This window comes from Paenibacillus yanchengensis (assembly GCF_042684845.1).
Taxonomy (GTDB): Bacteria; Bacillota; Bacilli; order Paenibacillales; family Paenibacillaceae; genus Pristimantibacillus; species Pristimantibacillus yanchengensis.
Map to the genome: position 1 here is coordinate 37,872 of NZ_JBHUMH010000058.1, position 21,800 is coordinate 59,671.

20 protein-coding genes are annotated in these 21,800 nt (G+C 39.0%); 5 read left to right on the forward strand and 15 right to left on the reverse strand.

The window, feature by feature from the left end; all coding sequences use genetic code 11:
• Positions 1-15: 15 nt before the first annotated feature.
• Entirely contained in the window at positions 16-1,002 is a 987-nt protein-coding gene (galE, locus tag ACFSTH_RS15910; protein ID WP_377769870.1) for a UDP-glucose 4-epimerase GalE, read from the reverse strand.
• Between the two features lie 55 nt (positions 1,003-1,057).
• The gene (locus tag ACFSTH_RS15915) at positions 1,058-2,230 is read right to left on the reverse strand and encodes a galactokinase (protein WP_377769871.1); all 1,173 of its coding nucleotides are present in this window, start codon (positions 2,228-2,230) and stop codon (positions 1,058-1,060) included.
• Positions 2,231-2,431: 201 nt separating this feature from the next.
• Between ACFSTH_RS15915 and ACFSTH_RS15920 the strand changes: the two genes are divergently transcribed.
• From ACFSTH_RS15920 to ACFSTH_RS15930, 3 genes are all read left to right on the forward strand, one after another.
• The gene (locus tag ACFSTH_RS15920) at positions 2,432-3,310 is read left to right on the forward strand and encodes an AraC family transcriptional regulator (RefSeq protein WP_377769872.1); all 879 of its coding nucleotides are present in this window, start codon (positions 2,432-2,434) and stop codon (positions 3,308-3,310) included.
• Between the two features lie 82 nt (positions 3,311-3,392).
• Positions 3,393-4,616 carry an NAD(P)/FAD-dependent oxidoreductase gene (locus ACFSTH_RS15925; protein ID WP_377769873.1) on the forward strand — a complete coding sequence of 408 codons (1,224 nt, stop codon included), beginning with the start codon at positions 3,393-3,395 and terminating at the stop codon, positions 4,614-4,616.
• Between the two features lie 150 nt (positions 4,617-4,766).
• On the forward strand, positions 4,767-5,804 hold the full coding sequence (locus ACFSTH_RS15930; protein WP_377769874.1) for a CorA family divalent cation transporter: 1,038 nt from the start codon (positions 4,767-4,769) through the stop codon (positions 5,802-5,804).
• A 15-nt stretch (positions 5,805-5,819) separates the two neighbouring features.
• Here ACFSTH_RS15930 and ACFSTH_RS15935 read toward each other — a convergent pair whose 3' ends face one another.
• Positions 5,820-6,800 (reverse strand): Gfo/Idh/MocA family protein, encoded by a 981-nt coding sequence (locus ACFSTH_RS15935; protein WP_377769875.1) that lies wholly within the window; start codon positions 6,798-6,800, stop codon positions 5,820-5,822.
• 150 nt (positions 6,801-6,950) lie between these two features.
• Between ACFSTH_RS15935 and ACFSTH_RS15940 the strand changes: the two genes are divergently transcribed.
• On the forward strand, positions 6,951-7,793 hold the full coding sequence (locus tag ACFSTH_RS15940; RefSeq protein WP_377769876.1) for a lipase family protein: 843 nt from the start codon (positions 6,951-6,953) through the stop codon (positions 7,791-7,793).
• On the opposite strand, the gene trhA is transcribed toward ACFSTH_RS15940, so the two are convergent.
• From trhA to ACFSTH_RS15995, 11 genes are all read right to left on the reverse strand, one after another.
• A complete protein-coding gene (gene trhA, locus ACFSTH_RS15945) occupies positions 7,790-8,434 on the reverse strand; it encodes a PAQR family membrane homeostasis protein TrhA (RefSeq protein ID WP_377769877.1) in 645 nt (214 codons plus the stop codon). The two genes, ACFSTH_RS15940 and trhA, sit on opposite strands and share 4 nt — an antisense overlap.
• A 58-nt stretch (positions 8,435-8,492) precedes the next feature.
• Positions 8,493-9,200 (reverse strand): hypothetical protein, encoded by a 708-nt coding sequence (locus tag ACFSTH_RS15950; protein WP_377769878.1) that lies wholly within the window; start codon positions 9,198-9,200, stop codon positions 8,493-8,495.
• Positions 9,201-9,404: 204 nt separating this feature from the next.
• Entirely contained in the window at positions 9,405-9,608 is a 204-nt protein-coding gene (locus ACFSTH_RS15955) for a hypothetical protein (protein WP_377769879.1), read from the reverse strand.
• A 65-nt stretch (positions 9,609-9,673) separates the two neighbouring features.
• Complete coding sequence (locus ACFSTH_RS15960) at positions 9,674-10,096, reverse strand: LapA family protein (protein ID WP_377769880.1); 423 nt, start codon at positions 10,094-10,096, stop codon at positions 9,674-9,676.
• A gap of 323 nt (positions 10,097-10,419) precedes the next feature.
• Complete coding sequence (locus ACFSTH_RS15965; protein WP_377769881.1) at positions 10,420-10,983, reverse strand: hypothetical protein; 564 nt, start codon at positions 10,981-10,983, stop codon at positions 10,420-10,422.
• A gap of 322 nt (positions 10,984-11,305) precedes the next feature.
• Positions 11,306-13,264, reverse strand: a complete 1,959-nt coding sequence (locus tag ACFSTH_RS15970; protein WP_377769882.1) for an ATP-binding protein — start codon at positions 13,262-13,264, stop codon at positions 11,306-11,308.
• 223 nt (positions 13,265-13,487) lie between these two features.
• Positions 13,488-14,969: an ABC transporter substrate-binding protein gene (locus ACFSTH_RS15975; RefSeq protein WP_377769883.1), complete on the reverse strand. Its 1,482-nt coding sequence runs from the start codon at positions 14,967-14,969 to the stop codon at positions 13,488-13,490.
• A 150-nt stretch (positions 14,970-15,119) separates the two neighbouring features.
• Positions 15,120-15,725 carry a response regulator gene (locus ACFSTH_RS15980; RefSeq protein WP_377769884.1) on the reverse strand — a complete coding sequence of 202 codons (606 nt, stop codon included), beginning with the start codon at positions 15,723-15,725 and terminating at the stop codon, positions 15,120-15,122.
• A 2-nt stretch (positions 15,726-15,727) separates the two neighbouring features.
• Positions 15,728-16,915 (reverse strand): sensor histidine kinase, encoded by a 1,188-nt coding sequence (locus ACFSTH_RS15985; protein ID WP_377769885.1) that lies wholly within the window; start codon positions 16,913-16,915, stop codon positions 15,728-15,730.
• 25 nt (positions 16,916-16,940) lie between these two features.
• On the reverse strand, positions 16,941-18,173 hold the full coding sequence (locus ACFSTH_RS15990) for an aminopeptidase (RefSeq protein ID WP_377769886.1): 1,233 nt from the start codon (positions 18,171-18,173) through the stop codon (positions 16,941-16,943).
• A gap of 110 nt (positions 18,174-18,283) precedes the next feature.
• The gene (locus ACFSTH_RS15995; protein WP_377769944.1) at positions 18,284-19,276 is read right to left on the reverse strand and encodes a lipoate--protein ligase; all 993 of its coding nucleotides are present in this window, start codon (positions 19,274-19,276) and stop codon (positions 18,284-18,286) included.
• A gap of 148 nt (positions 19,277-19,424) precedes the next feature.
• Between ACFSTH_RS15995 and ACFSTH_RS16000 the strand changes: the two genes are divergently transcribed.
• Entirely contained in the window at positions 19,425-20,435 is a 1,011-nt protein-coding gene (locus tag ACFSTH_RS16000) for an aldo/keto reductase (RefSeq protein WP_377769887.1), read from the forward strand.
• 209 nt (positions 20,436-20,644) lie between these two features.
• Here the strand turns inward: ACFSTH_RS16000 and ACFSTH_RS16005 are convergent, their stop codons facing one another.
• Positions 20,645-21,628 (reverse strand): Gfo/Idh/MocA family protein, encoded by a 984-nt coding sequence (locus ACFSTH_RS16005; protein ID WP_377769888.1) that lies wholly within the window; start codon positions 21,626-21,628, stop codon positions 20,645-20,647.
• Positions 21,629-21,800: the final 172 nt, after the last annotated feature.

A 21,800-nucleotide genomic window follows, 5' to 3' on the forward strand; every position in this document is an offset into this window, starting at 1 on the left:
ATTTAATAGTTATAGTTAGTTATCGTATCCGTTTGGACGAGATTGATGCCACTGCCAAGCACTAGCAATAATATCTTCCATTTTGTTACGACTTGGATTCCAGCCTAGCTCCTGACGTGCTCTTGCTGAAGATGCTACAAGTACAGCTGGGTCACCAGCACGACGTTCTTCGTATACGACAGGTATTTCTTTACCTGTTACTCGTCTTGCCGTCTCAATCACTTCTTTAACTGAAAAGCCTTGCCCATTCCCCAAATTATATACGGCGCTTGCCGCTCCACCTAGCAATGCATCAACCGCAAGTATATGCGCATCTGCCAAGTCGCTTACATGAATATAGTCTCGGATACAAGTACCATCTTCTGTTGGGTAATCCGTACCAAATACAGAAACATGTGGACGTTTACCTAGTGCTGCCTCTAGTACAATCGGCACGAGATGCGTTTCTGGACGGTGATCTTCACCGATTTTACCGCTAGCGTGAGCGCCAGCTGCATTAAAGTAACGTAATGAGATCGATTTAATATCATGCGCAGTATCGAACCAACCTATCATTTTTTCCATTGCTAGCTTCGTATCGCCATAAGCATTCGTTGGAAGTGTACGATCATACTCATCGATAGGTACATTTTCCGGTTCACCGTACGTTGCTGCTGTTGATGAAAAGACAATTTTTTTCACGCCATACTCGTTCATCTTCTCCAACAAGCATAACGTGCCATAGACGTTATTATGATAATATTTTCCAGGAATTTTCATACTTTCTCCAACCAATGAGTTAGCTGCAAAGTGAATAATAGCATCGATTTTATTTTCGCTAAACACTCGATCTAGTACAGCTGCATCTCGCAAATCTCCTTCATACAGCTTGCCTGCTACAACCGCTTGTTTGTGCCCTTGTTGTAAATTGTCCAATACAACAATTTCTTCTCCACGTTCTTGTAGCGCCATCACCGTATGTGAACCAATATATCCCGCTCCACCTGTAACTAAAATAGCCATTTATATAACTCCCTTTCTCGTTATGCTGATTTGTAATCATCTATACTTCTGTAAACTATTGCAATTGCTCCACACCGTTACCAATATCACAAATATAGAAATCTGCTTCTAATCCTGTTGCTGCTTTATATTGTTCGCCAACTTGTTGCTGGAACTGCTCTACGCTAGTTTCAGCGACAAGCGATACAGTACAGCCACCAAAACCTGCTCCCGTCATTCGTGATCCAAGTACGCCAGGTACTTGACGAGCTGCTGTAACAAGTGCATCTAGCTCAGCTCCCGTTACTTCATACAAATCTCGTAAAGAATCATGTGAAGCATTCATTAACTGTCCAAATTGCATTAATTCATTTGCTCTAAGAGCGGCATTAGATTGCAATACACGTTCGTTTTCTTCAATAACATGCTGCGCACGATTACGAACTATATCATCTTTAATCAAATGTTTCGCTGCATTAAATTGCTCCGTATTCAGTTGACCTAGCAATGTCAATGCTGGAAACTGCTCTTGCAAAGCAACAACAGCTTGCTCACACTGACTACGACGCTCATTATAAGCAGAATCTACTAGTCCGCGACGTTTATTCGTATTACTAATAATCAATTTGTAACCAGCTGCTTGAAAAGGTACTAATTCATATTCTAACGTGTCGCACATCAACAAGATCGCATGATCTTTTTTCCCATTAGCAACTGCAAATTGATCCATAATACCGCACTGTACACCGTTAAATTGATTTTCTGATTTTTGCGCTAATAACGCTATTTTTACTGTATCGATAGGCTCATTCGCTAACGTTAGCAAAGCATATGCTGTCACTACTTCTATCGAAGCAGAGGATGATAATCCAGCACCGTTAGGGATTTCGCCGTGATATAAGACATCATAGCCGCTCTGGAACGTTACACCTTCTTGCTGCAAATGATAGACGATTCCTTTTGGATAATTTGTCCAGTCATCCGCTTCGTCATAAACAATTTGGTCATATGCAAACGTTTTGACGAGTGGAAAATTCGTTGAAGCAAAACTAATTTGTTGATCATCACGCTCACGAATAAGCATAGAAGTTCCGAAAGTTAGTGCTGCTGGAAATACATATCCGCCATTGTAATCTGTATGCTCGCCAATTAAGTTTACTCGTCCAGGTGCATGAAACACATGAATTTTGCGATCATTTTTACTATATGTTTCTTCAAATTGTGAAATCAATTGTTCCATGTTGGTCATTGCTATCACATTCCTTCTCTTATATGTTATTTAAACTTTATCTACATTCATTATACTGTACAGGTCGCTTTTGATTAATGGCGACAAATGCTATTTATATGGATTTATGTGACTTTCTTAATTAGTTACTATTATGTTAAGATGGAGTAAATTATTGATCCCATCGGAAAAACACAATATTATCATCTGAGGTGATGTTAGATGAATTATAGTTATAAAGTAGCATCTGCCACCAATGTCAGTTTACATACGGACAGTGATTTACACATCTTATTTGCTGGCGAAAGCCAAACGAAACCAGATCATCTACTCGGACCAAAAGTATATGATTTTTATTTGATGCATATTGTTTTAGCCGGCAAAGGTACGTTTACGATAAATAGGCAGCAGTATTCACTGCAAGCTGGCGATGCCTTTTTAATTTCTCCCGAACAACTGATTAAATACCAAGCTGATCATCATGACCCTTGGCGTTATCGTTGGGTCGCTTTTCAAGGAAGCAAAGCAAAGCAATTAGTGCAGTCGGCAGGATTTTCCGAACAGACAGCTGTACAGCATATAGCTGCTCACAAAGAAGCTGCTTTACTATTTCGATACATTTATCGTAGTTTACAACGAGATCGAGCGGTTGCCCAGCTTCGTTCTACTAGTTATTTGCAGTTATTTTTAAGTTTATATATGGAACAATTTACGGTTGAACAAAGCTTATTAGACGATACGACCGTTTCTGATGAACAACGTTTGCAGCAACAAATCGTTCACTACTTATCATCGCAATATACGGAACCTGTGTCTATCGAGCAGATGGCGGTGTCACTCGGGTATAATCGTGCTTATTTATCGCGTATTTTCAAAAAACAAACAGGGATTACCCCAATATCTTTTTTACTACGCTTAAGATTAGATCGAGCGAAATTACTGTTACGAGAACGCCACGACCTCACTGTTGAACAAGTGGCAGCTTCCGTCGGTTTACAAGACGCCTTATATTTTTCCAAGCAATTTCGTAAAACATTCCAGCAATCCCCTAGTGAATACCGGAAAACAATGTTAGAAAAAGAGTCTGAGGATGAATCGTAACGCCACGTATCGAATAGGAGACAAACCGGGCATACTGAGCATATATATTTCGTTTGATCACTATTGGCTTGGAGGATGCGACGTGAAAACACTGCATACAGGACACTTATATTGGAAAGAAGCATACAACAACAAACTAGCTGCTACGTTTCCCCCACTTGATCGGGATGAGCAAACGGAAGTGGCTATTATTGGTGGAGGAATGTCTGGACTAATTTGCGCAGCAATTTTAGCAGAAAGCGGATTTCAACCTATACTTATCGAGCAACAAGAAGTCGCCAGTGGCAGTTCACTCGCTAATACTGGTCTATTGCAGTTTTGTAATGATATGATGCTCAGCGATATGCAGCAACAAATCGGAGTGAAGCAAGCGAATTTATTTTATACACATTGTTTAACAGCATTAGATCAACTACAGCAATTAGCGATGAAACTACCGGAGCAAGGTGGCTTGATACGTAGAAACAGTCTCTACTTCGCTTCATCTGAGCAAGATGTTCCCAAATTAAAACAAGAGTTTCAAGCGCTTCAAACTGCTGGTTTACCTGTCGCCTACTGGGAGCAGCAAACGGTACAGCAAAGTTTCCCATTCCATAAAGCTGGTGCTATCGTCACCTATGGCGATGCAGAACTCCAACCTTATCACTTCCTATCTGAATTAGTTACATATTGTACTTCACTCGGCGTAAAATGTTATGAACATACAAGTATGCAGCAAGTAACAGAAACAGTAGATGGAAAGCTGCTTATTCAAACCGATACCGGTCACTCTATTACAGCAACACACGTCGTCTATGCGGTCGGCTATGAACCAGAACAATTGCGTCAACATTTGCAAAAAGCAACGATTCACCGCACCTATGTGATCGTTACAGAGCCACTTCCAGAAGTTCAGCTTAGCGAGTGGTATCAACGAATGCTATTATGGGAAACGGCAAGACCTTATTATTATTTGCGGACAACGACAGATAATAGAATTGTCGTTGGAGGGCTTGATGAAGACAAGCAACAAATATCGCAGCATAAACAATGGCAACAGCAGCAAAGCGAACAATTATTGCACTATGCCCAATCATTATTTCCACATCTTTCTGTTGAGGTAGCTTACCATTGGAATGCCTTATTCGGAGAATCACAAGATGGGCTACCTTTTATAGGTAGAGATCCCGATCATCCAAACGTCTATTACAACTTAGGATATGGTGGCAACGGCACTGTCTACAGTATGCTAGCGGCACATATCATCCGTGATTTTTTACGAGGAGAAACTCATCCACTTGCTGAAATTGTCGCTTTGGATCGATAATCAACAATTGTTGTCAGATGCTGCAATATCTCATCTTTTTTTCAAAAAAATAGAGGAGCGAGTACCCTTTTACGGTTGTACAGCTGATTTGTTCCATGTATGATGGAAGAGATAGATATGGAATTAAACGGACAAGCAGGAGGAATACGCATGATCCATCGGATGTTTCAATATCCAGCGGACTGGACATGGCAGTTGCTTCAGCAACCACAGTCATCTGAAACTGCTGACGCTCCGACATTTGATATACGACAACAGTTACCGGAATGCATGGATTGGCTGAAGCAAAGTCAAACGAGCAAATTTAGCTACTTTCGAACACAAGAACAGCATAGGCGACAACTTGATACGATTAGCGGATCACTCTTTGTATTGCTATCCGAAGATCCAACTGATTGTAGCCCCTTTCATTATTACCTGTCTGAACAAGAGTTAATTACTTATCATGAAGAACTACGTCTACCTATCAAACTCCAATCATGGACGATGACCGAACAATATAAGCAATGTTCATCGGCAGCCGAAGCTTTTATTTATATGTTATCTACTCTTAGTGAACCCATTCAGCAGGGATTAGAACAATTCGCAAAACAACTTGCCGAGCTAGAACTTGCCATCCACGCAAGAAGATCGACGTTTTATGTAGATCAAATTATGGCATATCGTTCTAAACTTGTACAGTGGGAACAAATATTTTTACCAGCACAACAATTATTGCTTACTGTTCATCAATTATTTGAGAAACAGCTACAAACATCAAAAATTATAGATCACACTTTACAGAAATGGAAGCGACTCGATGAAGTATTGCAGCGCTACAAACTTACGATTGACAGTTTAATAGCGGTAGGCGAATCGTTAGTAAAGCGACAGCGACCACTACCGTGGCAACCATTGCAACATGTCCTTATTTTGTTATTACCAGCAGCAACTGCTGCCGTTGTTTCGCTATTTCTTATCAACTACTTCGAACCAAATGAAAAGCAATTAATTGGGCTCGTAGTCTTGATGAGTGTTATCGTTATCTTGGTTACAACTCTGTTATACAAACGACTGCAACGACAGCGAACCGATATCATTCGAAAACGATCACGCAAACCGGTCACTACACGCGCAAAAAAAGCGCAGGTAAGTACATCTGATACAAAACCGTCAGATACTCCCTTGCGCCGTTCGCAACGTAAATAGAAACTACCTAGTTCGCTATACTAATCGTACAGGTTGACCACTGGCTGCCGATTGATTGGCAGCCATCGTCACGCGATGTGTTTGAAAAGCATCTTCGTAATTTGATAATATACGGGATGTGTCCCCAGTGCGTAGCGCATGAATGAATGCTGCCGATTGCAAATCGTAAGGATCATTACGCTTTTGATATGTAGTAGATTTTTCTGCATCGATAACGATAAGTGTACTACCATCTATCTCTAATCTTCCTTTGTCTGTGTATAGATGTAACCCCGTCCGTCCACCTGCTGGCAATATACATGTATTGCTGATCGTCGCTACTGCTCCACTTGCCAGTTTTAACGTCATCGTTCCAACATCTGGCACCGTCGCATCAGCATACTGCTGTTCAACGACGTGCGTTCCATATGCCGCATAAACTTCTACTACTTCTCCTGCTGTATAACGTAACAAATCAACAATATGCGTTGTCTGTTCTACCATCTGTCCACCGGATAGCTCCATATTTCTCCACCAGTAAACGCCAGGTAACCCACCCATCCAATAGCCTGCTGCAAGACCAATCGTTTGTTGCTCCAACAACTGTTTAGCTTTTGCAGTCGTATCCTTATAACGCCAGTGATAACCGACTGAAGTAATCAGTTGTTTTTCTTTTATTTGCTGTACCAGTTGAGCTGGCTGTTGTTCCGTTGTATCTATCGGCTTTTCTACAAAAAAAGGAATGCCTCTTTCTACTAACAAATGCTCATACGCTCCGTGAGCAAAGGGTGGAACACATATGTATACCGCATCTACTTTGCTATCATCTAACATCTGCTGCAAGCTTTCATACCCTTTAGCTTGTCCGAACTTATTCGCTGCCGTCTCTGCTTTCTCAATCGTACTAGCGACAAATCCGATCACTTCCACATTAGCAAGTGCAGCTAACTTTTGAGCGTGCATCATAGCGAACCCGCCTGTACCGATAATTCCAATACGTAATGTCAATATATTCACTCCTTCATTTATTCTGCAAAGGTATTTGTGCTACTCATCTTTACCCTTCTCTCCCATTATATAAGAATCTGCTGAACGAATGGTACCGTTTTTACAATCAGGTCATATGATATAGTTACAAAGCCTATTTTATTAAGCGGAGGAATGAAGATGAAACCAGTAATTTTCCCTGAACAGCTAGCTTTAACTGCTACGCCCGATTTGCAAACAGCTATCTTTCTAGCCGCTGTATGCGGGCAAACTTATTTACAATATACGAATAAAAGCGATGGTTTATTTCTTGTTCCCAAAACGTATGAACTCATTGGTACATTAAAAGCACGTGCATTAGATCATAAACTGGAGCCTTTCGGCTTTATTATGAGTTCTCCCCAAGCAACTATCGTCGCCTTTCGTGGAACAAGCTCTGCTGTTGACTGGATTTCTGACTTTATCGCCCAGCAAACTACCTTTTCTCCCGTAAAGCAAGCTGGTCAAACGCACAAAGGCTTTACTGACATCTATCTGTCCATGCGCGAGCAGCTACTAGATATACTACTCCAAACACCATTGGATCGACCATTGTTCATTACAGGTCACAGTCTCGGCGGTGCATTAGCAACGCTAGCAGCACTCGATCTTTCCCATAACAGTCAATATCAACAACCAATCGTCTACACATTCGGTGCGCCAAGAGTCGGTGATCCTACTTTTGCTCGCTATTATAATAAATATATTGCTACGCACTGGCGTTATCAAAATGAATTCGATATCGTCCCTCACCTTCCACCACTCGTATATCAATCACCCAATACAAAAAAAACATACTTATACATCCATGTAAAAGAAGAAGTCGCTCGTTCCTTTCGCTATGGAACCGTGTCAGGCAATCATATTTTGGAGAGCTACTTTAACGATTTGGCAAAAGAAAATCCGGACGATGCGCGCTCTATTTGCTCGCAACCGCCCGGATGGTGTCCCGTTTTTACTGAAGATGACGATAGTTCATTTTAATTCGGTAATATATAAAACAAGATAGCGAAGAAATGAACGATAGAACCAGCCAGTACGAACAAGTGCCATACTGCATGATGATATCGAAAACTACGCCACATATAGAATATCGTACCTACTGTATACAAAATTCCTCCAGCTACAAGTAAAGCTAGCCCGCCTGGTGCCAAATGATTCGTCAATGGTTTCCAGGCAATTACGATCGCCCAACCCATCGCAATATACAGTATAGTGGAAGTAAACAAGTACTTAGATGGAAAAAACGATTTGAACACAACGCCAAATATGGCTACTCCCCATACAATACCGAATAACGTCCAGCCTAATGCTCCTTGTACGATATGAAACAAGATAGGCGTATACGTTCCTGCGATAAATATATATATAAAAGAATGATCGAGTGACTCAAAAACTCGCTTCGCTTTTCCTTCCGGAAAGCTATGAACTAGTGTGGATGCAGTATACAATAACAACATCGATGTGCCATAAATCGTAAAACTTACGACATGAAATGCTGTCCCTTTGAGTGCTGCAAAAACAATTAATATGACTAACGCTGCAATACTTAACAGCGCACCAATACCGTGAGTAATGGCATTAGCAATTTCTTCTCTTACTGAAAAACGATGTGTGTCGGCCATATTCATTTCCCCTTTGCCGATAAAATTTCATATATAGGTATAATTATAGTCTACTTCTTTACAACCACCCTTTCAACCATTCCTGTACTCTGTTCATCATTTTTTCCAAATTACACTGTTTATTGTCATCTACGTAAGGATGTTCGTGCCTAAAGTAGTCTTTATGTCCACCGACTGTCACAATTCCTTCGATATGACCAGGGGAATATTTATTAGACTTCCAGTGTGGAGTGTAATACCGAGAACGACACCAGCCACCCCAGCTACCAAGCCGACAAATCGGATCTATCGATTGACCGTTGTTATCGATCGCATGAAAATAACTTACTTTATTTTGCATCTCTGGTACAATCGGAATACGGGGAGAACCAATCATCACTACACGATAATCCAAAACTCGCTCATCAGTCTCCAATAATTTTGCCGCTTGATATGCTGCTGCGCCACCACCGCTATGCCCGATAAGCAGCATTTTTGCACCATCGGTTGGCAAGCTATCATTGATATGCTGAAAAGCACTTTTGCCGCCAACTTTGCGTAGCATATATTTGCGATTAGACAAGTCACTACTTACTTCAAATAATTGCGATACTAAACTTCGTTCCATTTCTCCATAAGGCATCACCACATCTATTTGCGAATCCAGCTGTTGTTCATTCATTTGCTGCTCTAGCCGTTTAATACATTCCGTAAATAAAGTCGCTGACGATTTCACACCCGCTAATAAATAGATATGAAGCCGATTAGCTGTATTTGCGGTCATCATGACTCCCCCATCATCTATTGGTTATCGTAATCTCTAGACGTATATCCTCACAGACTGTTCGTCGTGAAAATACGTTACCATATTCATTATGCGAAAATAAGCGATAAATCATTCTTATTTTTTGTTGTCATTATTAGCCATTACGTCGTTACATCTATTTAAAAAAACGCCTACTGCATTAGCAGCTGGCGTCGTTTGTTTTTATTAAACTCCCATTTTTTTACGTTGGTTGTTTACTTTTTTCGTATTTTGACTTCTAAGTTCTTTTGTTTCTGTGGACAAGTTCTTTTGCCCTTTCGCATTACCAGATTTCGCTTGTTTCTTCTGTGCTAACAACTGTTTTGCACGCTCCGCCTGAGATAATACTTTTGTTTGTTCAACATTTGTTCCCTCTGCTTGCTCAGACATGAAATCACCTCACTTCAACTTTCACTTCGTATTTATTTTACTATATATTAGTTTTCACAGCTAATCTAGTCTTTTTCTTGTGTTCGTTCTGAATTATTTGTTGTAAGTCCCGCGTCTGCCCTACTATCTTCATCTGTTTGCTCCAGCATATCCACATTATTTAGAGCTTCTGATTCATTCTCTAATAAAGGGTGCTGCGATTGTTCCTCTACGCCATTGCCATCTGGTTGCCAAACTCCTGCTTGCATATCTGCTACTTGTTGTTCCAATTGCTTCAATTGCTTTTGCAATCGATATTGGCGCACTAGCCCAAACGCCCCTACTGTCAGCCCACCTAAAAAAGTGGAAGCAAGAATAACAAGTATAAGCGGAGTTGAAGTTTTTGCAAACAAAAAGTTTACCTGTACAGGCTCCACATTAATAACTGCAAAAATGGCAATAATTAATGCAAATGCAAATGCTGCAATTAATATACTTTGTCCTTTCATCGATAACCCCTCCAGCTTTAGATTCTCACAATTGACACAAATAGTCTAGTGAAAATTGAGAAAGTGCGCCTATTTTCCAAATTGCAATTGTAAACTGAATCGTTGTATTATACCAGTTTCTCACTTATGCCCAACCTTTATGCCAGCCTGTTAGCTTATTCGAAAATAAATTTGACACTGCTTTAGGAGCTAGTGGAGCTAGTCATAATTGCCTCTCTGAACTAAAAACTACCACCTTGCACATTTTGGCAAGTGGTAGTTTCGATTCAACGATTGCTATTCCGTTCTATTATTTTATCTCAACAATAGCATATAACTGTTCATCATGCGGTTTGAAACGGTGACGGTATCTTTTTATATTCGCAATATGGCATGTAAGATTGTAGCTTCCCTTGATATACTAATTCTAGTTGTGTTGTATGTTGCAAATCACCTGGTTTAACCAACAACGGAGATTTATCAACTAAGCTAACGCCACTTCTTTCAAATACAGTAGCTACAAATTGGGAACAGAAAAAAGCATGATCTCGTTGCCATTCTATATTGAATAGCACACCAAAAATCCCTAATAAATTGTAGCGATAGCGATTTTGATTTTGCTCAAACAAAAATATTTCATTCCGAATACTATTATACTTTTCTGTAGATAAACTACAACGATAAATAGCACAATTAGTATTTTGAAAAAAATGATCTCGCAAATTTTCTTTAACAAACCCTGCCAAAAAAGGGTTGCTCGGATTTTTTCTACCAAAACTATATACTTCTGTTAAATGAATATCAAATGATAAAGATGCATGATTTAAAGGATCACGCGTAAAAGTTCGAATCATTTTAGTAAACATTGTACCAGTATCAGTTAGCAATACATAAATATCCGTGCTCATAATAGCGACCTCCACGTTATAGAACGAACTTATAACCGTATACCTTAACTTTAATGCAGCTTACAGAAAATCTACACCTGCTAAGGTAGTAACTGCTATCAGACTTTAGTCTGGTTAGATCCATACATTTAGTGGTATGAGAGCATGATGAACAAATGCAGTACTTGTCTTATTCTAAAGTATTTATCACTTTTACTCAATAGTTATTCCTCTCTATCCACTTTTTAATTATATGGATAACTACCCTATTTCTTCTACTTACTATTCTATTTTATGATCCCTACTTATATGTCAGCTGTCCGAAATATATTGATATGCAATGCTACTTCAGTGCCGTTCCTTGTTTAGCAAGTGGAAGTTCTACCTTAACTGTCGTCCCTACACCTAGTTTACTGGTGTAATAAATCAATCCACCCATAGCTTCTATAATATTATATGTTATCGTAATACCTAAACCAGTACCTTTACTTTTTTGCGAATAAAACGGTTCTCCCAAATTTTTCAAATCCGTTTCACTCATTCCTTCTCCATTATCTTCAATCGTTACTACTACTTTATTTTTTTCGGTGACCTGATAAGCATGGATAGAAATTTGCCCTTCTTTTTCCGTAGCTTCAATGGCGTTTTTAATTAAATTAATAATGGCTTGTTTAAAAGCAGACGAATTACCCATCACAAATAGATTAGGCTCCAACCGTATCCTTAATTGATTTCCATGAATAACAACAAGTGGGTGGATAATGGCTCGTATCTGTTCTAATTCCTCATCGACTATTAACATTGATTGTCCTTCTACTTGCGGCTTAGCAAATCCTAAAAAGTCACTTATAATGCCGTTTGCACGATCTAGTTCACTAATGGCAAGCTCCATATAGCTAACCTTTTTCTCTGTAGAAGGGCTATGCATTAGCAATTGCAAAAATCCTCGCGTAATCTGCAATGGATTTCGAACTTCATGAGCAACAGATGCAGCTAACTGGCTAATGATCTCCATTTTTTCTGCACGTTGTAAATCTGTATTCAATCGTTCTAATTTTTGCGAATAACGTAACACTTGCTCATAATTCGCTAATGCTTGCTTTACCAAAACAATAATTAACGTCAACATAAAAAAGATACTCGACCATTGCCAATAATTAAAACTATAATTCCGATCTATTAATGTGTAGATACTTACTTCCACAATTCCAGTTAACGTAAATACTGTCACGCCGCTAATTAATATCCAGCCTACTTTTTTCTTCATCCGAAGTAAATAAATAGAAAAACTGAAGAAGAACACACTAGCAAACACCAATTGTAATGTAATAATAAATCGACTGTATTCGTTATAGATCTCCATAGCATTAGGAAATACAAACGCTAACAATAACCAAGCAAAATGGAATATCGTTATGAACATTTGTATTTTCTTCACTCTATCAATCATTCGACCAGGGCCTTCTCCCCATAACGTCTGAATGAAATAAATAAGAGTGAGCACACCTATAGAAGCGGCTATTTTACTAATATAGTTAATGACATATCCTATGTCATTCCATATGGTGTACATATAAGCTGATTCCGCAACAAACATTACACTAAGCGAAATAATTAAAACGCTCAGTGCATACCAACTACTCCGAATATTTTTATGAATAAATAGCGCGCACATAAAAACAACCACACCAATAAACAACAATGCAAATCCGATAATAATATTTATACTACCTTGTTTCAAATACATAAGCTGTAAATCGCTTAATTCACCTACAACAACATCCGTTAATTCCCATAAATGTTCTCCACTGTTATTCACAACAATGTACAACATTTGTCCCATATCTACTTCATCCAACGCTAATAAAAACGATCGTTCTATTTGTGGATAATTATACATCTTTAACTCTCTTAATTGACCATCTACAATAATTGCAATATGAGCACTATGAATTTCTTTGAAAAGTATAGCCGGTTGCAAATACTGATCACTAGGAAGCTGTAATCTTAAAACGGTATAATGATCATCTATATTCGTTGGCAATGTTTTATTTGTATTTGTTGGAATATCATCCCAGTCATTGCCCCGTCGAACCGCTTGCTCGTATAGTTTCATTACAAATTCACTATCAAACTTGCTCGATTGCTCTGCCAGCTGACTCACTTGCCATTCCTTCATTTCGATCTGATGCCACGAAGTGGCTGGCAATGCGAATGCTGCTGCTTCTACTATGGATTGAACAAAAAACATAAACAATACGATAATGGCAATTTTTTTGCCAACCGCCCAGATACTTCTCATGGAGGTCCACCCCAGTTTGTACTGCCTCTATATTTGTAATTCAAACAATATGTATAATTATTCTCTATTATGTAATCAAAAAAGCAATAAAAGCAACCTCTATTTTCCAACTACAATAATAAATCATGTAAAATACAAAAAAAATCTTAGTTAGCCAATATAAGCTAACTAAGATTTTCGTTTTTTCTAGTCTATTCGACATTTTGACTGTTGCATTGCTTCCTTATTCTACAATGACAGTACCTTCCGAAGCTCCACCGCCATATGTTTGTTCATACATTTTTTGTAATTCTTCATCCGTCATAGATTCCTGCAGGAGCAATTCTTCACCTTTTGTCTGCAAATACTCCAATGCAGCATCTATGGTCGATTCATCTTTTTCAATTTCTGCTAGCTTCTTTTGCATCTCTTGATCATATAAGAAATAGAACTGCTTTGGTAAGTCATCAGAACCCATCATCATATTCATTTCATCATGATTAACAACCGGCTTCAACTTATAAAATGCAGCATAGTTACGCCCTTCATCATCTTTAATATATTTTGTATGAATTGGGAATTCGCCATACAATCCACCTTTTGATTTCACACGAGAAAATTCTTCACCCGTTACATAAGATACAAATTTCCAAGCTAAATCTTTATTCGTAGATTCTGCTGTAATAGAAAATACATTGTTAAAATACATACTACTAGATTCGTCTGGTGCTTGCGGGCTTACTGGAACGGTTACCATATCCCAATCGGATATTATTTTACTTTGATCTTGTACACTGTCGCGTGCACGCTTAATTTCATCAATCGTATACGTTTCCCCAATCGTCATAGCTACTCGATTAGCAAGAAACGGCTCACGTTGCATTAGATGATCTTCATAGGATGTATAGGAGTAACTACCGTTCATTTGCTCTTCATCGATCACGTATAGTGAATTAGACTTAACAAAAGCTAGCGCAGTTTCAATCAATGATTTCCAAGCTGGCGTATTAATGGTCATCGTTTTTGCTTCTGCATCATAAAACTTCAATTGCTCTGCCATCATCAAATTGTTAAGTACCGAGCGAAAATCTGAGCTCCAACCTAACGATAAGCCATAAATTCGTTCACTCGCATCCCCATCCGTTGGGAATCGTTGCGCTAGCTGGAACACTTCTTGCCATGTCATTTGATCTGTTGGATGTTCAATATTAAACTGATCAAACAATGCTTTGTTGTATAGTAATACTGAACTTCTGAATGATGTCGGCAAACCGTATAGGACACCTTCACCTAGTTCTTTCATGTAATCCAGTACACCGGGTACTAGTTCTTCAGTATTAACTTTGCTTTTTGTTAACATAGATTCAAGATCAAGTAGTAATCCTTTGTCTATTAATTGCTTCATTTCTGATGAATGAGTAATAATGACGTCAGGTTTTTCCGTTTTAATAAACTCTTCATACGCTTTCTCATAGTCAAAATTTTCATCCTGTTGATTATTAAACAATTTATTAGTGCTTACAATTTCAAATTCAACATCTGGATGTAACACACTAAATAGAGAACCATACTGTTGATGGAAACTATTCTCGTCATAATAAACAACTTTTAACGTACCACTTTCCTTACTTGGCTTCGTATCTCCGCCACCTAAACTACAACCTGCCAACAAGGACGCTACAAGAACGATAGCGATCCAACTTTTTAACCATCCCTTTTTAACCAAACTAATTCCTCCCATTCTTTCCTTATACTTATGTATCTTTGTATTATACGAACCCACTGCAAAAAAGGTTGCGAATAATGACAGAACAACCCAAATTATACCTCAAAAATATATTTTTACCATTAAAACTTTTGTGTTAACTACTCTGATTTACTTAAACCAGCCTTTTTCTTTAAATCTTGTAATAGCTTCAATCCGATTACTGACACCCAATTTTTCTAAAATAACCGAAATATAATTACGAACTGTTCCTGTCGTCAAAAACAATTGACTGGCAATTTCTTTTGTATTTTTTCCATCAGCGACTAGTTCGAGCACTTCTTTTTCTCGTTCCGTTAATGGGTTAGCATTATTGATTTGATAAGATTCATCCATTAACTCCGGAGCATAAATACGAGCTCCTTGCATGACACTACGTATCGAATTAGCTAATTCTTCACTGGGACTATCTTTTAATAAATAGCCACTTACTCCAGCTTTTAACGCCCGCTCAAAATAACCTGGACGAGCAAACGTAGTAAGAATTATAACTTTACAGCCACTGTGTTGCAATTGCTCTGCTGCTTCCAGCCCACTCTTCAATGGCATCTCAATATCCATAATACAAACGTCTGGTTTATGCAGCTCTACTAACTGTAACGCTTCTTCGCCATTACTAGCACGTCCAATTACCGTCAAATCTTCTTCAAGATCTAGTAAAGAAGCTAGTGCACCTAATAACAAACGTTGATCTTCCGCAATAACGATCGTAATCATGGTTAACCTTCACTCCTTTGCACAGCATCGGTCTGTTTTGTATCAGATAATGAACTATCTGTAAATGAAATATGATGAGATTGGATAGTATGCGGAACCGCAATACGCAAACAGGTGCCATCTGATACTCGCACATCCAAACTACCATTTACAAATTCTAATCGCTCTCTCATTCCACGCAAACCATTGCCTAGTTTTATGGCAGAAGCTTCTTTAATGCCAGCTCCATTATCACTGATTTTCAACGTAAACTCGGCTGGTGACATCGCAAATTCGATCAAACAATGCGTTGCTCCACTATGTTTGACTACATTAGTTACCGCTTCTTTCAAACACATACTTAATGTGTTTTCCGTTAATAGCGACAATGAAAACTGTTCTGGATGACCGATTAGTTCCCATTCAATATTTGCAGCTCGTAAAATCTGCTCGACCCGCTCCAGCTCTTCTGCTAATTTAACACCACGCATTTGTGTAACCAGCTCACGTACTTCCTTCAAAGCAGTTCGCGCCGTTTGCTGTACATCCAATATTTCTGATTTGGCTCTCGCTGGTTCCTTACTAATCAGTTTAGCAGCCAAATCACTTTTCAACCCAATTAACGACAATTTTTGTCCTAACGTATCATGCAAATCACGTGCAATTCGTTGCCGTTCATCGATTTTCACCAATTCAGCAATCTGTTTTTGCGCATCCTCCAGCCGATCTTCAAGTTCCCCTTGTTTCTTTTGATTGTACATACTAATAGGAAGTAAAATAACAACAATTAAACTGACTAATACAAACGGAAATTGTTTAAAAAATGGTTGTGTCATCGTAACTAAACCGTAGTTTACAGATATAAAAGTAGTCACTAAATGGATCACATATAGCGTAATGAAACCAGCTTTATTTTGCAAATTACCGATAAAAAAGGCTAAAAATATGGAAAAATATACATATCCAAACAAAATTGTCATTCCAACAGACAATAGAATTTGAATGCTAGTCCAAAAATAGACCAGCCATCCTTTGGACACAAAAGATAGCCGGTAACAAACAAAAAACATTATACTCATCACAACGCCTGATATAATGACACCAGTAGAAGACGATTGAAAAATAAAATAGAACGGTAAAATACAAAAGACAAGCCACACGTAAGGACTAAGTACAGCAGTCTTATTAAATATTTGGTACCATTTGTTCACAATAATCGCCTCACTTTTACTTGCATTAAATTACCCATTCTCCTTGGCGGAAAATAGCTACTGTCGTACCATCTGACAATATACCATCAATATCCATATCTGCCGATCCAATCATAAAATCGTTATGGGTAATACTTTCGTTCACTCCATGTATCGCAAGTTCCTCTGGCGTCATTTGTTTTCCACCTTCAATATTGAAGGCATAACCACTACCTAACGCCAAATGATGTGAAGCATTTTCATCAAATAACGTATTATAGAACAATATATTCGATTGAGAAATCGGAGAACTATGCGGTACAAGCGCTACTTCCCCCAAATACGACGAACCGTTATCTGTTTCCAATAGTTTTTTCAAAAATGCTTCCCCTTGCTCTGCAACATAATCAACTACTTTTCCTTGCTCAAATGTTAATTTGAACTTATCAATTATATTGCCACCGTAACTAAGCGGCTTTTTGCTTGATACGTACCCATTAATCCCTTCTTTAAGCGGCACTGTAAATACTTCTTCCGTCGGCATGTTCGCCATAAATACCGTTTGTTGCTCATTCGTGCTACCCGCTGCCACCCAAGTATGCTTCGGATGCAGTTCTATCGTTAAATCCGTACCTTCAGCTTTGTAATGTAATTTGTGCAGACGTAATTCATTCAGTTTAGTTGCTTTATCATGCAGTTCATCATGATGTGCTATCCACGCTGCTACCGGATCAGCTTCGTTCAGTCTGACTGCAGTAAAGATTGCTTCCCACAACTTATCAACTGCCTCGCTCGCTGCTTCTGGAAACACTTTTTGCGCCCAAGCTTCACCAGCCGCCGCTACTACCGTCCAACTCACCTTGTCAGATTGAATCGCACGGCGAAACTCTTTCAACCCTGTGCCAGATGCTTTTTGGAAACTACTAATTTTTTGAGGATCAATTCCTTGTAACAAATCAGGACTTGAGGAAACTACTGATATAAAAGCAGCACCTTTTTCTACGAATTCATTCCTTTTCGCTGTTTCCCAAGATGGAAATTGAGCAAACACTTCCTCACTAGCTTGTTCATATTTCAAACGCGATAACTTTTCATCACTCCAATCGACATGAACGTTTGCCGCACCTGCCTCATAAGCTTCACTAGCAATTAAACGAACAAGTGGCGCTATTTCTACCGTTCCAGAAACAAACACATGCTGCCCAGGCTGCACATTAACACCTGTTTTTACGATTAAATGAGCATAACGCTCTAATTGTTGGTTCAATGAAACTGTCATTACAATCCACTCCTTTTTCCCACTATTTTATGATGACTTACCTATACAACTTCTTTTCTTAACTGCAATTACTATTACAAATCAAACCAATCAATTCATTTATAATTAAATTAAATCAGTAAACTTAACCAATCTTCCTTGGACAAAGCACCGAAGTAGTATGCCAAATCCAATTGATCTGCATGCTCCCGTAGCGCCTGCAAGTCGTATTTCACACCAACTAGAGAAGCAGAAACTTCACCACTATCCCCTCGTCCAAAGAAATCGCCAAACACAACTGCTTCTTTAATGACTCCATCTTCTACCTGCAAACGAACGTCGAACGTACCCACACCTTCTATCCGCTTTGTCTGACGCATGTTAAACAAAGGAGAACGACCATAATTCCAATCCCAATTGCGATAACGCTCCTCCGCTAATTTATGTACGTTCGCCCAATCTAATTCTGTTAGTTTAAATTGCTGTACTCCGCCTTCCTCCTGAAACAACGATTGCAATAAAGCTTCTCTAAATTGTTCAATCGTCATTGGCGTTTCTAAAAACTCGGAAATATTGGCAACACGGCTTCGAATTGACTTCGTTGCTTTCGATACATACTTCTCAGCATTTACTTTCAAAGCGGAAACGACATTTTCGATTTCTGAATGGAATAATAGCGTCCCATGACTAAACATTTTCCCTTTAGTATGAAATTGTGCATTACCCGAAATTTTCCGTTCTCCCACCTGCAAATCATTACGACCAGACAGTTCTGCTTGTACACCCAGTTTACGCAAAGCCGCTACGACTGGATCAGTAAATTTTTTGAAATTGTGAAACGACTGACCGTCATCACGCATAATAAAGCTAAAATTCAAATTACCAAGATCATGATATACTGCCCCTCCACCGGACAACCGGCGAACGACATGCAAATTGTTTTCCTTCACATACTCTGCATTAATTTCTTCCGCTGTATTTTGATTTTTACCAATAATAATGGATGGTTCGTTAATGTAAAATAACAAATAATCATCATTATCTGGCAAAGATCGTAAAATATATTCTTCCAATGCCAAATTAATGGTTGGGTCAGTAATTCCTTCGTTGCTAATAAAACGCATCATATCTGCCTCCCTATCCTCTGCATTACATTGCACTTTCATTTCATGCAATATGCAATTAGTATCTCTCCAACTATTATACCTATGCTTGTCCTAATGCCGCAACGATGCTAAGCTAAATTTATGATCAAATGGAGGAGGCAATACAATGGAATACCGTAAACTTGGTGATAGCGGGCTATTCGTTTCCCAGTTAGGCCTCGGTACAAATGCCTTTGGCAAACGAGCAGATGAACAGACATCCATCCGCGTCATTAATGCTGCACTTGATAAAGGCATCAACTTTTTGGATACAGCAAACATTTACGCTGATTCAGCTTCCGAAACAATTATCGGAAAAGCACTACAAGGCAAACGACAACAAATCGTTCTCGCAACAAAAGCTGGTTTGCCAAAAAAACTAACTAACGATGTAATAAGCAAAGGCAGTAGTTATCAAGGCTCTTCTCGCCGACATCTTATGCAAGAACTAGATGAAAGCTTGCAACGACTACAAACCGATTACATTGATCTATATCAAATTCACTCTTTTGACCCACACACTCCATTAGAGGAAACGTTGCGAACATTAGAAACAATGATCACATCAGGCAAAGTACGATATATCGGCGCTTCTAACTACATGGCATGGGAAATGATGAAAGCGCTCGGCATCAGTGATAAATTAGGAATTAACCGATACATTTCGATCCAACAAAGCTATTCACTCGCTGATCGAACGTTAGAAAGAGAAATAATGCCTATGTGCCTGGACCAACAAATCGGCATCATTCCTTACTTTCCGCTGGCAGGTGGTATTTTGACTGGCAAATACAATAACTATAATGACGATGCACATTTGCCTGATCGCTCACGCGCTGCCTCCGATCCCAACTTCCAACGATTCCTAACGGCAGAAGCAGTAACACTAGGACAGCAAGTTACAAAAATCGCCGCTTCGATAAATACTACTCCTGCAGCACTATCACTGGCGTGGTTAATGCACCAACCAGCAGTAGCTACCGTAATCGTAGGAGCAACTAGTAAGGAACAAGTAGAAGCTAATTTCGCTGCCGTGCCGCTTTCACAATCACTCTCCGCAGACACCATCACACAGCTCGATAACATCAGTCGTTCCTCCCGTAAGGGCGACCCTTTCGCATCCTATCGTCTTAATTAAATATTTCAAATAACTTCCACCCCCTAAGGCTGCCTTAACATCCGCAACTTTAGGGGATTCTTTTCACCTTTCCACTTCCACTAGCTCATTGCTACTTATTCCTGCCCGATCCTGCTTATTGCTGCTCACTACCGCTCATACAGTACAGCTGGTTCCTGCTCATTACTGCTCACTACTGCTCATACAGTACAGCTGGTTCCTGCTCATCCTTACTTATCAGATGGATAAAGCACCCCTATTTGTCTCCTTGCTTCATTCATAATTTCCATCGTAATAAGCGATGCTTCATATGAATTTATTTCGGATTGTCGACGACCCTCTTTTATTAGTTGGATAAATTCTGCCGCTTCATAATACATCGTAGGTTTGTCACAAACTGCTTCAATCTGTCGCACCTGTCCATCACGTTGTCGTACTTCCAAATATTGTGGCTCACTTATTTTATCAATTACTATGTTGCCATCTTCCCCTTGTATTTCAGATACTACAGCTGAGTTAGCAATTTTCGAATGCATAATGACAGCGTCCATTGTATCGTACTGTAGTAACAGACTACCTTCTCCATCTACTCCTGATTCTAATAAATATCCAGCAGCCTTCACCGCTTTTGGCTTGCCAAATAACACTACCGCAGGATAAATACAATAAATACCGATATCCATCAAAGATCCATTTGCAAAATCAGGTTTAAATGCATTTAACACTTCACCCGACCGATACGCATTATAACGTGAAGAATATTGACAGTAACTCGCAAAATAACGCCGAACCGCCCCAATTTGTTTTACTTCCTTCACAATATGCTGAAAAGCTGGCATCAATGTAGACTTCATCGCTTCCATCAAAACTACATCATTTGATTGCGCAGCGCTTATCATCGCTTCTAGTTCTTTCTTATTTGCTGCAATTGGCTTTTCACAAATAACATGAATACCTTGTTCCATTAGCAAAATTGCTTGTTTCGCATGAAAACTATTAGGGCTGGCTATGTAAACAGCATCTATTTCACCGCTTATCGCCATCTCTACAATATCTGTATACAGATGTGGGATATCGTGCTTATTAGCAAATTGGGTCGCTTGCTCCATCGTTCTCGAATAAACAGCAGCCAACATAAAATCAGGATGCATTGCAGCCCCTTGAATGAAACTTTCTGTAATCCAATTAGTACCTATTACTCCAAATCGAATCATACTCGATCTCTCCTTCTTAGCCGAAAAAAATTGTTTTTGCCATGCAAACACTCCACTTATTAAACCATCCACCCATTTTTTAAATGACTAATTTGTTAGAATTTGTTCTACAAGATAGTATTTTCATGTACAATCGTCATAGTTATAGTAACATAAGTTCATATTAGCAAAT